The 14160-nt window shown below is 53.3% G+C and carries 11 protein-coding genes; all 11 read left to right on the plus strand.

What is annotated here, in order from left to right; all coding sequences use genetic code 11:
• The first annotated feature begins 20 nt into the window (after positions 1-20).
• The 11 genes from gmd to HX814_RS06310 all read left to right on the plus strand — a co-directional run bounded on the left by gmd (position 21) and on the right by HX814_RS06310 (position 14086).
• Complete coding sequence (gene gmd, locus HX814_RS06260; protein ID WP_008437698.1) at positions 21-1058, plus strand: GDP-mannose 4,6-dehydratase; 1038 nt, start codon at positions 21-23, stop codon at positions 1056-1058.
• Positions 1042-1956, plus strand: a complete 915-nt coding sequence (locus HX814_RS06265; protein ID WP_008437699.1) for a GDP-mannose 4,6-dehydratase — start codon at positions 1042-1044, stop codon at positions 1954-1956. Before gmd ends, HX814_RS06265 begins: the two co-directional genes overlap by 17 nt.
• A gap of 81 nt (positions 1957-2037) precedes the next feature.
• Positions 2038-3018 carry a glycosyltransferase gene (locus tag HX814_RS31450; protein ID WP_250884715.1) on the plus strand — a complete coding sequence of 327 codons (981 nt, stop codon included), beginning with the start codon at positions 2038-2040 and terminating at the stop codon, positions 3016-3018.
• A 47-nt stretch (positions 3019-3065) separates the two neighbouring features.
• Entirely contained in the window at positions 3066-4313 is a 1248-nt protein-coding gene (locus tag HX814_RS06275) for a hypothetical protein (protein ID WP_177008093.1), read from the plus strand.
• A gap of 17 nt (positions 4314-4330) precedes the next feature.
• Positions 4331-5641 (plus strand): O-antigen polymerase, encoded by a 1311-nt coding sequence (locus tag HX814_RS06280; protein WP_256343931.1) that lies wholly within the window; start codon positions 4331-4333, stop codon positions 5639-5641.
• A gap of 10 nt (positions 5642-5651) precedes the next feature.
• A complete protein-coding gene (gene asnB / locus HX814_RS06285) occupies positions 5652-7580 on the plus strand; it encodes an asparagine synthase (glutamine-hydrolyzing) (protein ID WP_177008091.1) in 1929 nt (642 codons plus the stop codon).
• A gap of 99 nt (positions 7581-7679) precedes the next feature.
• On the plus strand, positions 7680-9824 hold the full coding sequence (locus HX814_RS06290; protein ID WP_177008090.1) for a bi-domain-containing oxidoreductase: 2145 nt from the start codon (positions 7680-7682) through the stop codon (positions 9822-9824).
• 281 nt (positions 9825-10105) lie between these two features.
• Positions 10106-11650, plus strand: a complete 1545-nt coding sequence (locus tag HX814_RS06295) for a heparinase II/III-family protein (protein ID WP_371318515.1) — start codon at positions 10106-10108, stop codon at positions 11648-11650.
• A gap of 2 nt (positions 11651-11652) precedes the next feature.
• Complete coding sequence (locus HX814_RS06300) at positions 11653-12870, plus strand: glycosyltransferase family 4 protein (RefSeq protein WP_177008088.1); 1218 nt, start codon at positions 11653-11655, stop codon at positions 12868-12870.
• Positions 12867-13463 carry a sugar transferase gene (locus HX814_RS06305; protein ID WP_177008087.1) on the plus strand — a complete coding sequence of 199 codons (597 nt, stop codon included), beginning with the start codon at positions 12867-12869 and terminating at the stop codon, positions 13461-13463. Before HX814_RS06300 ends, HX814_RS06305 begins: the two co-directional genes overlap by 4 nt.
• On the plus strand, positions 13460-14086 hold the full coding sequence (locus tag HX814_RS06310) for an acetyltransferase (RefSeq protein WP_177008086.1): 627 nt from the start codon (positions 13460-13462) through the stop codon (positions 14084-14086). Before HX814_RS06305 ends, HX814_RS06310 begins: the two co-directional genes overlap by 4 nt.
• Positions 14087-14160: the final 74 nt, after the last annotated feature.

Genomic DNA, 14160 nt, shown 5'->3' on the forward strand with positions numbered 1-14160 from the left:
AATTTTTAGGAGTTGTACAGATGCAGAAGCATGCGCTGGTTACTGGTGTTACAGGTCAGGATGGGGCTTACCTTGTCGAACTGCTGCTGTCCAAGGGTTATAAGGTCTATGGCGCCTATCGCCGCACAAGTTCTGTAAGTTTCTGGCGATTAGAGGAACTTGGTGTTTTTGGGCATGATGATCTTCATCTTGTCGAATTTGATTTGACTGATCTCTCCGGAACTATTCGTTTAATTCAGAATTGCGCCCCGGACGAGGTTTATAACCTGGCGGCTCAAAGCTTTGTAGGCGTTTCCTTCGATCAGCCAATTACAACCGCGCAGATTACCGGAGTCGGTGCGCTTAATTTGCTCGAAGCGATCCGAATAGTAAATCCGAAGATTCGTTTCTATCAAGCTTCGACATCTGAAATGTTCGGGCTGGTACAGGCTGTTCCTCAATCTGAAAGCACGCCTTTCTACCCACGCAGCCCTTACGGTGTTGCGAAGTTGTTTGCGCATTGGACAACCATCAACTATCGCGAATCATATGATATTTTTGCCACCAGCGGCATTCTGTTCAATCATGAGTCTCCGCTGCGAGGAAAAGAGTTCGTTACTCGTAAAATTACCGATGCTGTAGCCAGTATCGAAATGGGCGAGCAGCAAGTGCTCGAACTCGGAAACATGGATGCCAAGCGAGACTGGGGTTTCGCTAAAGAGTATGTAGATGGCATGCACCGGATGTTGCAGATCGACACACCGGAAACATTTGTGCTTGCTACCAACCGTACTGAAACCGTTCGTGATTTTGTTGCCATGAGCTTCAAGGCCGTAGGGGTTGATATCGATTGGTCTGGAAGTGGCGAGAACGAATTCGGCGTTGACCGTCGTACCGGCATCACCCGGGTGAAAGTTAACCCACGCTTCTATCGACCCGCGGAAGTCGAGTTGTTGATTGGCGACGCTTCGTTTGCAAAAGAGCGGTTAGGCTGGAAACCAGAAACGACGCTGGAGCAACTGTGCCAGCTGATGGTTGAAGCTGACTTGAGAAGGGTTCGCAATGGCACTTCAAAGTAAAGATCGGACAGTACTGATTACAGGGCTCTCGGGTTTTACTGGAAAGCATTTGGCGCAAAGCCTCACCAAGGCCGGCTGGCGGGTTGCCGGCCTTGGTGGGGAGCGCCTGGCCTGTGAGTTTGACCACTTGGATGCGGACCTGAATGACACGGCGCGACTCAGTGGTTGGATAAAGCAGGTTCAGCCCACCCATGTTATTCACTTGGCCGCGCTGGCGCATGTCACCAGCAGCGATGCCTTGTCATATTACCGAGTCAATGTATTGGGTACAGAAAGCCTTCTTAATGCGATTAAGGAGGCTGAGGTGGTCGTTGAAAAAATCATCATTGCGAGCAGTGCAAACATTTACGGGAACGCTATTTCATCGCCCATTTCAGAAAGCAGTGAACCGCAGCCCGTTAATCATTACGCACTGAGCAAGCTGACGATGGAGGCCCTTGTCCGCAAGTGGTTTTCTCGTATGCCTATATTGGTGGTACGGCCATTCAATTACACTGGACCCGGCCAGTCGGAGTCATTCGTTTTCTCCAAGATCGTGGGCGCATTTGCCCGTGGAGAAAAGGAGCTCAGATTGGGCAATCTGGATGTATCCCGCGACTTGTCTGATGTCGGTTTTGTGGTGGAGGCCTATTCAAGGCTGTTGACGTCCAATCAACGTGGTGAGTTTATAAATATCTGCTCGGGGCGCAGCATTTCCTTACTGAGCGTGATTGATGAAATGGAACAGATTGCAGGTTATCGGCCAACGATAACAGTTGATCCTGCCTTTGTCAGGGAAGATGAAGTTAAAGAGCTTTATGGTAGTCCGGCCAAGCTCTTTGATGTGGTAGGTGAAATTAATGTGCCTAGTTTGCACGATACATTGCTGTCAATGTATCAGCAGAAGGCACGTGTTTAATACGGTTGGCAAGTAACGGGTTGGTGCACTGTGCGTATATGTTTTTTTGCTAATATGTCCGCTCACGCTAATTGGCGCGAGATGTTTGATAAAGTTGAGTTTTATCGGGTTGATATTCGAATTCTCAAGGAGCTCGGACACGAAGTCGTTCTGTCCGGGACGCCGGGCACATTAGATTGGAAAGCGGATCTCTATTTTTGTTGGTGGTGGGGGCATTCGCCGCTTCCGTTGCTCGCCGGAAAACTCCGTCGTCGGCCGGTAATTGTAACTGGGGCCTTTGACTACTCCACCTGCCGGAAAGAAATCCCGGGTCTGTGTTATCTGGACCGTCCGCTATGGCAGAAGGCAGTGCTGCGTACCTCGCTGTTATTAGCCGATCGAAACCTGTTCATCTCAAGATCGGAGTGTGAGGAAGTCACAACCAACCTGCCGGTGAGAAACCCCGTGTACGCAACGCTGGCGATTGATACAGATTACTATTCTCCTGGCGAGCTTCCGGCGGTTGGATCGAATTACTTTTTTACGGTGACCTGGACCAGTCGTACGAACGCCATTCGTAAAGGGCTGATTCCGACGATTGAGGCGTTTGCAAAGGTTTCGGCTAACGCAAGTCATCTTCGCCTGGTTGTTGCTGGCAAACATGGTGACTACCTGCAGGAACTAAAAGACCTGGCGCAGCGCCTGGGTGTGGCAGACAAGGTGGAGTTTGTCGGGATGATTTCCGATGAAGAAAAGCTGCACCACTACCGCAATTGCCTGGCCTATGTTCAACCAACGCTCTATGAAGGTTTCGGGCATGCGATCGGCGAAGCGCTGGCGTGTGGCGCGCGAGTGATCACGTCGCCTCGGGGCGCGGTGCCTGAGGTCGCGGGTAACTTCGCTTACTGGGTTCAACCAGATAGCCAGGAAGAAATTGCTGCGGCCATGGAGACGGTTGTCGCCACGCCGACTTGCGCTGAAGATGCCAAAGCCAGGCATCAGTGGATTTCTTCCAATTATTCCATCGCAGCTCGTCGTGTGGCGCTTAAAAATGTCCTGGATTCCTTGTCGCTGGTGAAATAAAGGAGAGCTTCGTTGATAGTGTTTATAAAGATTCATGGTGGTAGCGTGTGTTGAATCGTCTGATCAGCATGTTTGAAAGTTCGAAGCTGTTACAGCTGATCGTTATTACTGCCTGTATTCAAGGTGGGGTAATAATAAGTCAGTTTTTGATCACGCCTTGGGTTGATCCGTCGGTCGTCGGTGTGGTGCGCTCGCTGGAAACAATTATTGCTCTTGTCGTGCTGGCAGGAAGTTTGGGCATGCAAAGCATCGCGATTCGCGATACGGCGGCGAGTCATGGTACTTCTCGTCAAAGTGAAGTGCTTCGGCAAGTGTTTTTGTTGGTCGGGATCGCTTCAGGTGTCGTGATTGCTGGTATATACGTCGCCCATGAGTTTGTGCTGACCTCTGCGATTAGTTCTTATGTTTTTACAACCTGTGGCTTGGTGCTGTTGACTAATTTGCTTCGTGTAACGACTGGCTTTGCTCAGGGGGCGAAGGCGATACGCGAGATCTACTTCGTTCTGATGCTGGTTACCGGGGCGGGCGTTATTCTGCATGTTGTGTTGACGAAGTTGTATGGTATCCAGGGCTGGATGGCCGCTCGTTATCTTGGTGAGTTCTTTTGTCTCGCTGCCGTTTGGTGGAAACTGCGAGCGCATATCTTTCTGGCGCTTGATTTTCGCCAGGTGAACGGGCGCGAATTAATGACAACGGCCAAGTCCGGTGTCATTGTCAATGCCAGCCTGTTTGTTCGTCTGTTGGTGGATAGTCTGCCTGTCCTGATGTTGACTGCTTATCATGTGAAAACCGACGAGATCGGTTTTTTTGGTATTGCTATATTGAGCCTTATTCTTGGCTTGCTGCCATTGGCAATCATTGCACAAAGGGCCCTTCCTGAGTTGGTCGAGGTCATCCATGATAAAAGCGAGTTGCGCGAAAGGTATCATGCATTCTCAAAAAGCATGTTAAAGATCTCATCCACGGTTGCTTTGCTGTTGATCCTTTGCTCTTGTATATGGTTGGTGTGTGTGGGCGGTGTTTATAAGCAGACGGCCATGTATATCATTGTGTTGGCGTTGACTTTGCCCCTGAAGGCTATGGCTCTTGCTTGCGGTACAATACTGGTCGCATTGCGTGTTTTTAGTTTAAGCCTTAAAACCAATATTATAGAGGGCTTGCTTGTTCTTTTAATTCTATACGTCGGTATCCCTGTTTTGGATGCTTGGGCTGGCGTTTTGGGGTATGTGGTTGGTGCTGTTTTGTCCGCCGTGCTGCTTCTGATTGCGGTGAGAGTCCGCCTCGCTGATTTATGACCCAAGAGGTTGATACCTTGGAAGAAAAATATTTAGGGCCTGAGCACTTGCGAGTCCCGCTTGAAAAAAAAGCGTTTGATTGTTTTGGCGTTGGCTTTTTCTTTTTGGTGATCTGGTTTGCAGGCGTTATTGTCCCATTATATCCCTTTATCATGGGGTTTGATGGGTTTAGTCAGTTTTGGGAGTTTGCCTTTTTCGATAAGCAGAGTTCTATTGACTATGCCATTTTGCTGTATGCCGGGGCTTTGATTTTTGTTTTGATGGGGTGTTGGTTAGGACGGAAAACGCATTTTAATTTTCCCGTCGGGATACGCTACATAGTAGGTCCAAGGATTTTTTCGCAACGGGCCTTAGGTTTTTCGTTAGTGGCGCTGCTGGCGTTTACAACTATTCTTGTAATCCTAGGCGGGGTCTCGGGGTTGCTTCAAGGTGCCAGTGACAGGATAAGGGCGTTTGCAGGTTTGAACGGCTTGTTCCTCTTGGAGAACTTGCTGCTCTCTGTCTCGCTGGCCTGGTATATACGGTTGACCCGTGCCGGGAAGAAGTCACTTTCCGAGCGGTTTTGTTTCTGGTTATATTTTTTGGGCGGTTTGTTTATTTGCGCTCTCCAGGGTCAGAAATCGACAATTTTTATTATCGTATTGTCGTTGATTATAGTTCGGCATTACCGCGTTAAGCGTGTCAGCCTTGTAAAAGGAGCGGTGCTTGGGGTGGTGATGTTTGTTTCGCTGATGACCTATCACCTGTTTAAGCAGGAGTTTCTCGCGACAGGTAGATTCTTTTTCATTAACGAAGATCAAGGTGTTTTCCTGTCGTTCATTCATTTTTTGGCGACTCAGTTTACGGGTAATCTAATGCAGTTGCAGACCATGACTGTGCTCATAGATGCTATGCCCGAGAGGCTGGAATGGCAGAATGGCACGACGCTGCTGATGGTTGTATTGATTTTAATACCTTCGGGTCTTTTCCCGAATAAGCCACTTACCGCAGCCGGGGTGTTTACAGGTGCCTTTTGGCCAGATAAATGGCTCATGGAAGGTACGACATTGCCGCCAGGTATTTTTGGTGAGCTTTATATGAACTTTGGCACGCTGGGCGTACTATTCGGCGGTTTTCTTCTTGGCGTTATAGGTGGGCGGCTTTATGGCGCAGTTGTCTATAACCCTCAAAGCGACCGAGCGTTAGGTCTTTATGCATTGGCGATCGCCTCCCTGCTTCACCTTTTTCGAGGGGAATTGGCGTCGGTCGCTCTTCTCATAGCGTCTATATGGCTTCCTTTTTTATTCTTGAGCTCAAAGCGCGAAGAGCCAGTCAATAACCCAATCTAGAGAAACTGATATGTGCGGAATTTTGGGCTACATTCACAACGGAACGCGGGAATCTATTGACTTCTCTTCAGCGCTTTCGTTTATTCGACGTCGTGGGCCTGATGATCAAGGCGTCTGGGCCGATACCGACGTTGGTGTATGGTTGGGCCAGGTGCGCCTTTCCATTCTCGATACCACTTCCGCCGGTCACCAACCCATGGTCTCTGCCGATGGGCGAGTGGTCATGGTGTTTAACGGTGAAATCTATAACTTTCGGGAGTTAAGGGCTCATCTCGAAGCGGCGGGGGATCATTTTTCCAGCCAGTCCGACTCCGAAGTATTGCTCGCACTGTTCTGTCGTTATGGGATTGAGTGTTTAAACCGTTTGAACGGGATTTTCGCGGTCGTATTCTGGGAACGCGACACCGAAACGCTTTGGGTGGCTCGAGATCAGATGGGCGTCAAACCCCTCTATATCCATTCCAGTGATGGTTGTTTTGCATTTTCAAGTGAAATGAAGGGCTTGATCCGAGGCGGCTTCAGTAAAACTGAAATCGACCCGCAAGCCGTACTCGCGCACCTTGGTTTTCTCTGGTCGCCGGGTGATCGGACGATCGTGCGGGATATCAAAAAGGTTTTACCTGGCCAAGCGTTATGCGTCCGTAATGGGCATATCGAGAAGAGTTGGTTTTACTACGAACTGCCGATTTCCGAGAAACCCCTGACAAAAACGGTTGCTGATGTCGCTGTTGATGTCGCCGATGCCGTCAGGACTGCCGTCCAGCGTCAGTTGGTGTCCGACGTACCCTTGGGTTCATTCTTGTCAGGCGGCTTGGACTCCAGTGCCATCGTCGCGTTTGCAGCGCAGGAAATGCGCGATAAGGGGCGGTTGCAGTGCTTCAGTATCCGTGTAGACAACGGCTCCACTGCGAACGAGGGGTTCGCCGATGACCTTCCGTACGCACAGCGCGTTGCCAAGCATCTGGATGTCGACCTGCATGTCGTAGGCGTCGGCGATGAGATGATGGATCGTCTGCCTGAAATGGTTTATCTGCTCGATGAACCTACGCCGGATCCGGCGGCGCTGAATGCGTTGTTCATCTCGGAACTGGCAAGCCAGAACGGCATCAAGGTTCTGCTGTCGGGTGCCGGGGGAGATGATATTTTCACGGGCTATCGTCGTCATTTCGCGTTGGCGCAAGAGCGTTGGTGGGGCGGAATGCCTCGACCGCTGCGTTCGGTTTTGGCCAGCAGTTCAAACCTGCTTCCTGCATCCTCTCCGCTGTCTCGTCGTCTCGGGAAGGCTTTTCGCTATGCGGACTTGCCTGCTGATGATCGCTTGATCAGTTATTTCCTCTGGCTTGAACCTGAACAGGCGTATGGCCTGTTGGCGCCAGACTTGCGACGCCAACTGGCGGCCGATGATCTGTTTGCGCCGATGCGAGAAACACTTTCGCGGCTGCCTTCGGATGCCACGCCCCTTGATAAAATGCTCACCCTGGAGTGCAAGCATTTTCTCACCGATCACAATCTCAACTACACCGACAAGATGGGTATGGCGACGGGCGTTGAAGTGCGTGTGCCGCTGCTGGATCTTGACCTGGTCCGCCTGGCTGGCTCACTGCCATCGGATATCAAGCAAAAAGGCCGGGAAGGGAAATGGATTTTCAAGAAGGCCATGGAACCCTATCTGCCTCACGACGTCATCTACCGGCCCAAGACGGGCTTCGGCGTACCGCTTCGCAACTGGTTGCAAGGACGCCTGAAGCCTTTGGTCGATGAGGTGCTTTCTCCTGCATCCCTGCTGAAAAGGGGGATATTCGATCCCAAGGCGGTGGCGCATCTGATCGAAGCAGACCGTTCAGGCCGGATAGACGCTGCTTATACGTTGTTCGGCATCGTTTGCATGGAACTCTGGTGCAAACAGTATCTGGACGGCGATTTCGCCCTCGACGGTTGAGTGGGCGGCGACGCCACGGCCTTATCCGATGGTAGGATACATAGCTCTATACAAGTTTCTCAGTGATGAGTGAATTTTTAACTTTATTGGTGTGAATGCATGAAGCAGGTTGTTCAGAACATGGCTAGCGGTGAGACGTCATTGGTTAATGCACCCGCTCCCGCCGTTCGTAGTGGCACGCTAAAGATCCATACAACCAATACGCTGATTTCTGCCGGCACGGAACGCATGCTGGTAGGGTTTGGCCGTGCCAACTGGTTGGAAAAAGCTCGCCAGCAACCTGACAAGGTCCGCATGGTTCTGCAAAAGGTCCAGACCGATGGCTTGGCGACAACGGTGGAAGCCGTTCGCTCGAAGCTTGCGCAGCCGTTGCCGCTTGGATACTGCAACGTGGGTGTTGTGGGTGCCGTGGGCAATGATGTGTCCGGGTTCAAGCCGGGCGACCGTGTGGTTTCCAATGGTCCTCATGCCGATATCGTTGTTGTTCCCAAGAATCTGTGTGCCTTGATTCCGGACTCGGTCAGCGACGAAGCCGCTTCGTTTACCGTGCTTGCCAGCATCGGCTTGCAGGGCATTCGTCTGGCTCAGCCGACATTGGGTGAAACCTTTGTAGTCACCGGCGTAGGCCTGATCGGACTGATGACGGTCCAGCTCCTGCGGGCTCAAGGCTGCCGGGTACTTGCCGTTGACTTCGATGAGCAAAAGCTGGCATTGGCTCGCAGTTATGGCGCCGAAACCTGCAACCCCGGCAAGGGCGAAGATGTTGTTTCGGCGGGAATGACATTCAGCCGCGGAAGAGGGGTGGATGGCGTCATCATTACGGCGTCGACCAAGTCGTCCGACCCGGTCACCCAGGCGGCACACATGTGCCGTAAGCGTGGGCGCATTGTTCTGGTAGGGGTAACCGGGCTTGAGTTGAGTCGAGCCGACTTCTATGAGAAGGAACTGACATTCCAGGTTTCATGTTCTTACGGGCCCGGGCGCTACGATCCGAGTTACGAAGATCAAGGCAACGACTTCCCGATAGGTTTCGTTCGCTGGACTGAGCAGCGCAACTTCGAAGCCGTCCTGGACATGCTCGCCAGCGGCCAATTGGAGGTCAACTCGTTGATCTCCCATCGGGTTGCATTCGAAGACGCCGCGGATGCCTATCAGACGCTTACGACGGATAATTCGGCGCTGGGCATCATTCTTCAGTACACCTCGGAAGAGACCGAGCGAAACATCAAGGAAGTGGTGCTGGCACCTGGTGCGGTAGCCAGTTTCGACCCGGCCAAACCCGTGGTGGGCTTCATCGGTGCAGGAAACTATGCATCAAGAATGCTGATACCGGCATTCAAGGCCGCAGGGGCTCAGTTCCATACGATTGTGACTGCCGGTGGCATCAACGGTGTAATACACGGCAGCAAGGCCGGATTTGCACAAGCCTCGACTGATATCAGTGCGATGCTTGGCGAGAGCACGATCAACACTGTTGCAATTGTCACCCGGCACGACAGCCATGCCCGTTTTGTCGCGCAAGCGCTGGAGGCGGGTAAACATGTGTTCGTCGAAAAGCCATTGGCAATTGAAGCCCAGGATCTGGCAACGGTTGAAGAGGCCTATCGAAAGGCTGTCGAACAAGGGCTCAAGCCACATTTGATGGTGGGGTTCAATCGACGCTTTTCGCCGCAGGTGCAAAAGATGAAGGCGTTGCTCTCGGCTGTAAAAGAGCCCAAGTCTTTCATCATGACGATGAATGCCGGAGCGATTCCCGCAAATCACTGGACCCAGGACCCGTCAGTCGGCGGTGGGCGCATTATTGGCGAAGCGTGTCATTTCATCGACCTGATGCGTTTTCTCGCGGGCAGCAAAATTGTTTCGATCCAGGCCCGCAGAATGGGCGATACGCCTGCTGTTGCCATTACGGAAGATAAAGCGGCGATCACCCTGGGGTTTGAGGATGGCTCTTTCGGCACCATCCTCTATCTGGCCAATGGCGCTTCAAGCTTTCCAAAAGAGCGAGTTGAAGTTTTCGCTGCCGGACGCGTCCTGCAACTGGATAACTTCCGCAAGTTGAAGGGGTTCGGCTGGCCGGGCTTCAGCAAGCTGAATCTCTGGAAACAGAACAAGGGGCAAAGCGAGTGCGCTGCAGCTTTTCTGGCAGCGGTGCAAAACGGGGCGGTCACGCCGATCACTTCCGATGAGATTTTCGAAGTGGCGCGCGTGAGCATTGAAGTTGCCCGGATTCTGCGCGAGCAATGAGCCTTCTTCTTGTTAAAGCCAAAACTGCGATAGCTCTCGGTTTTGGCAATCTGGCGCGTGCATTGACGTATCGGCTCGGGGTCAAGACTGGCTTGAACCCGGTCCGACGCCTTCGGGCTGAAATTCCTCAAGGCCCGTTTTTTGCGGAAAGTGCGAGGCAGGCCGGCTCGTTGCCATGTGCGTCCCAATGGGATTCCCAGGTCCGGTATTTCGGGTTCTGGGAGTGCCCGGTATCGGACGCACCCCCTGACTGGCATTTGAATCCGCTGAATGGAGTTCGAGTGCCTGATCCCGGCCGGGAATGGTGGCGGATTCCTGATTTTGATGCCGCTGTCGGTGATATCAAGAATATCTGGGAAGCTTCGCGATTTGACTGGACGTTGGTCTTTGCCCAGAAGTCCTGTGTTGGCGGGTCTTCAGGGACGGCGCAGTTAAACGGTTGGTTGACGGATTGGTGTGTCAACAATCCTCCCTATTGCGGTCCGAACTGGAAGTGCGGTCAGGAGGCGTCCATTCGTGTCCTGCACCTGGCGATGAGTTCGGTCATTGTCGAACAGTTTGCCAGCCCGTTGCCGGGGCTTGTGGATCTGGTCCGACTGCACCTCAAGCGTATCGAGCCGACGCTGAGCTATGCGATGGCTCAGGACAATAACCACGGGACTTCCGAGGCGGCTGCACTTTTTGTCGGCGGCAGTTGGTTGACCTCAAGCGGTTGCCCCGAGGGCGAACGCTGGCAGCGATTGGGGCGCAAATGGCTCGAAAACCGGGCCGCTCGGCTGATCGAGCAAGATGGCAGTTTCAGCCAGTACTCCGTCAATTATCATCGGGTGATGCTCGACACATTTTCCATGGTTGAAATCTGGAGAAACAAGCTGGGGCTCCCGGCGTTCTCCGCCACGTTCCAACTCAGGGCTCGCACAGCCGCGCATTGGTTATTTTCGTTGGTCGACGAGCACACTGGAGATGCTCCGAACATTGGCGCAAATGATGGTGCCCGGCTGCTGCCACTGACGGATACGGACTATCGCGACTTCAGGCCTTCGGTCCAGTTGTCCATGGCGTTGTTTGCCGGAAAGAGAGCCTATGAGGCGGCAGGTGAATGGGATTTGCCACTGCAATGGCTGCTGCTGCCCGGCCCATCGGCGGTAGCGGAGCGTCCAGGTAGCCAGCTGTTTGATCAGGGTGGTTATGCATTGTTGCGGCGTGAACAAACCTTCGCTGTATTGCGCTACCCGCGCTTCCGGTTTCGCCCCAGCCAGGCCGATGCCCTGCATGTGGATCTATGGCGTGCAGGCATTAACCTGCTCCGGGATGCAGGTACCTTCAGCTACAACACCTCTGCCCAGTGGCTGAGTTATTTTCCGGGTACCGCCAGCCACAACACCCTTCAATTTGATGGGCGAGACCAGATGCCGAGGCTCAGCCGGTTTCTGTTCGGGGAGTGGTTGCGTACGCACCAGGTCGAAAGCCTGGTTGAGCAGGCTGGAACAAGCGCCTGCGGCGCCACGTATATCGACGGTAACGGCGTCCGTCATAAGCGGCATGTGAGCCTGAGCGACACCGGCATGCTGGTCAGGGATGAATTTAGCGGATTCAAGGATCGTGCAGTTCTACGCTGGCGTTTGCAGCCGGGGGACTGGCGGCTTGAGGGCGACGTCCTGACCAACGGCTCCCATCGATTGTCGGTTGCAGGCAGCATGCCTATCGTGCGACGAGCGCTCGTCCAGGGTTGGGAGTCTCGTTACTACTTACAAAAAACTGAAGTGCCGGTGCTTGAGGTTGAGGTGACTTCGGCGGGCGTTTTGACTACGGAGTATCACTGGTAGACATGAAAGTCCTTTATTTTCATCAGCATTTTTCTACTCCGAAAGGAGCGACCGGTATCCGGTCCTATGAGATGGCCCGCCGCCTGGTTGCCAGGGGGCATCAGGTGACGATGGTCTGCGGCAGCTACGGTGGTGGCCAAACGGGGCTGGAAAGCCCTTTCGTTGGTGGAAAACGCAAAGGTACCGTCGACGGTATCGAGATCATCGAATTTGACCTGGCGTACTCCAACAGCGATGGCCTGTTCGTTCGAGCGCTCAGCTTTTTAAAGTTTGCAGTGCGCAGTATCGGTATTGCGCTAACCGAGCGTTACGACCTGGTCTTTGCGACCACGACGCCATTGACAGCCGGTATCCCCGGGATATTCGCCCGGTGGTTTCGCAATAAGCCGTTTGTATTTGAGGTCCGGGATCTCTGGCCCGAGCTGCCGAAAGCGATGGGCGTCATTCGTAATCCGGTAATCCTTGCCGCCATGTCTTTTCTTGAGTGGGCAAGTTATCGCTCGGCTCACCGGGTCATTGGATTGTCTCCAGGTATTGTGGATGGAATTGCGCACCGCGGTGTGGCGCGTGATCGAATCGAAATGATCCCAAACGGTTGTGACCTTGATATTTTCAACACGCCTGCTGAGCCATGGTTGCCGGCTGGAGTGGATAAAAGCCATCTGGTAGCGGTCTTCGCGGGTACTCATGGAGTGGCCAACAAGCTGGACGCGGTGCTCGATGCGGCTCGAGAGCTTAAACTGCGTAAGCGCGATGATATCCGGCTGGTTTTGATCGGGCAGGGCAAGCTCAAGCCCGCGCTTCAGAAGCGTGCAGCGGAAGAGCAGCTGGACAATGTGATATTTCATGACCCGGTGAACAAGGCCCGGTTGTCCGGTTTGATGGCCAGCGCGGACCTGGGGCTGCAGATATTGGCAAACGTACCGGCCTTTTACTACGGAACGTCGCCTAACAAGTTTTTCGACTATATCGCGTCAGGGTTGCCTGTTTTAAATAACTACCCGGGCTGGCTCGCCGAGATGATTTCCACCGAGAACTGCGGTTTTGTCGTACCTCCCGATGATGCTGCGCTTTTCGCAGATGCGTTGATACAGGCGGCAGATGATCGTGACGAGCTGCGGGCGAAGGGCGCACGAGGCAGAGAATTGGCGGTCAGAGAGTTTGACCGACGTAAATTGGCTGACCGGTTTGTGGATTGGCTGGAGGGTGTTGCCAGATGATCAAGCGTGGTTTTGATTTATTTGCGTCGTTGCTTGGACTAATTCTGCTTTCTCCGGTCATAGCAGTAATTGCCTGGAACATTCGCAAGAAATTGGGATCTCCCGTTCTCTTTCGTCAGGTTCGACCAGGTCGGAATGGCAAACCGTTCGAAATGATCAAGTTCCGTACGATGCGTGACGCTCATGACGCAAACGGTGAGCCTTTGCCAGACTCCCAGCGCATGACAGCCTTTGGCAGTTTTCTGCGATCCAGCAGCCTGGATGAATTGCCCGAGTTGTGGAATGTGGTCAAGGGCGATATGAGCCTGGTGGGCCCGCGACCGTTGCTGATGGAATACCTGCCTCTCTACAGCGCCGAACAATATCGTCGCCATGAGGTTCGCCCTGGCGTCAGCGGCTGGGCACAGGTCAACGGGCGCAACGCAATAGGCTGGGAAGAAAAGTTCAAGCTGGACACCTGGTATGTCGATAATCAGTCTTTTTGGCTGGATATGAAGGTGATTTTCCTGACGATCAAGAAAGTTCTGGTGCGTGACGGTATCAGTGCCGAAGGCGAAGCTACAGCATCGAAGTTCACGGGCTCCAAGCCATGAGCCGCCTTGCGGTGCTGGGTGCAAGCGGCCATGGCAAAGTCGTCGCGGATACGGCCGAATGCTGCGGTTGGGACACGATTGAATTCTTTGATGACGCCTGGCCCGGTTTGCTTCGAAATGGTGCCTGGAGCGTCGTAGGCAACACCGAGAGACTGTTGGCGGCTGTGCATGAATATGACGGTGTGTTGGTGGCGATCGGCAATAATCGGGTTCGCCAGGCAAAACTGGACCAGCTGAAGGCGGCAGGCGCTACGCTGGTAACGCTGCGCCATCCGGATTCAACCGTCAGCCGGTATGCCACGCTTGGTGAGGGGTCGGTGGTGTTTGCTGGCGCGGTGGTAAACGCCGATGCCAAAGTTGGCAGGGGCGCTATTCTCAATACGGGCAGCAGTGTCGACCACGATTGTCTATTGGGATCGTGTGTGCACATCAGCCCCGGCGCCCGGCTTGCAGGGGGCGTCTGCGTACAGGATCTGAGCTGGATTGGCATAGGTGCCTGCATACGACAACTTGTGAGCATCGGTTCACAGGTCATGGTTGGTGCGGGTGCCGTAGTTGTCAGAGACGTGCCAGACAAGGTTACGGTCGCCGGAGTGCCGGCCAGGTTATTGGACGGCTCTTGAAAAGTCGTCGCCGCGCGAACAGCGGATTGAGCGAATTGCAACGGGGCTCGTATTGACGAGTCTTTCATATTTTC

The sequence above is a fragment of the Pseudomonas sp. C8002 genome, assembly GCF_013385765.1.
Classification (GTDB): domain Bacteria; phylum Pseudomonadota; class Gammaproteobacteria; order Pseudomonadales; family Pseudomonadaceae; genus Aquipseudomonas.

What these genes read in the sequence shown, in the direction of transcription:
- gmd (WP_008437698.1), top strand. Translation starts at nt 21, where the DNA reads ATGCAGAAGCATGCGCTGGTTACTGGTGTTACAGGTCAGGATGGGGCT.
- HX814_RS06265 (WP_008437699.1), top strand. Translation starts at nt 1,042, where the DNA reads ATGGCACTTCAAAGTAAAGATCGGACAGTACTGATTACAGGGCTCTCG.
- HX814_RS31450 (WP_250884715.1), top strand. Translation starts at nt 2,038, where the DNA reads ATGTTTGATAAAGTTGAGTTTTATCGGGTTGATATTCGAATTCTCAAG.
- asnB (WP_177008091.1), top strand. Translation starts at nt 5,652, where the DNA reads ATGTGCGGAATTTTGGGCTACATTCACAACGGAACGCGGGAATCTATT.
- HX814_RS06290 (WP_177008090.1), top strand. Translation starts at nt 7,680, where the DNA reads ATGAAGCAGGTTGTTCAGAACATGGCTAGCGGTGAGACGTCATTGGTT.
- HX814_RS06300 (WP_177008088.1), top strand. Translation starts at nt 11,653, where the DNA reads ATGAAAGTCCTTTATTTTCATCAGCATTTTTCTACTCCGAAAGGAGCG.
- HX814_RS06305 (WP_177008087.1), top strand. Translation starts at nt 12,867, where the DNA reads ATGATCAAGCGTGGTTTTGATTTATTTGCGTCGTTGCTTGGACTAATT.
- HX814_RS06310 (WP_177008086.1), top strand. Translation starts at nt 13,460, where the DNA reads ATGAGCCGCCTTGCGGTGCTGGGTGCAAGCGGCCATGGCAAAGTCGTC.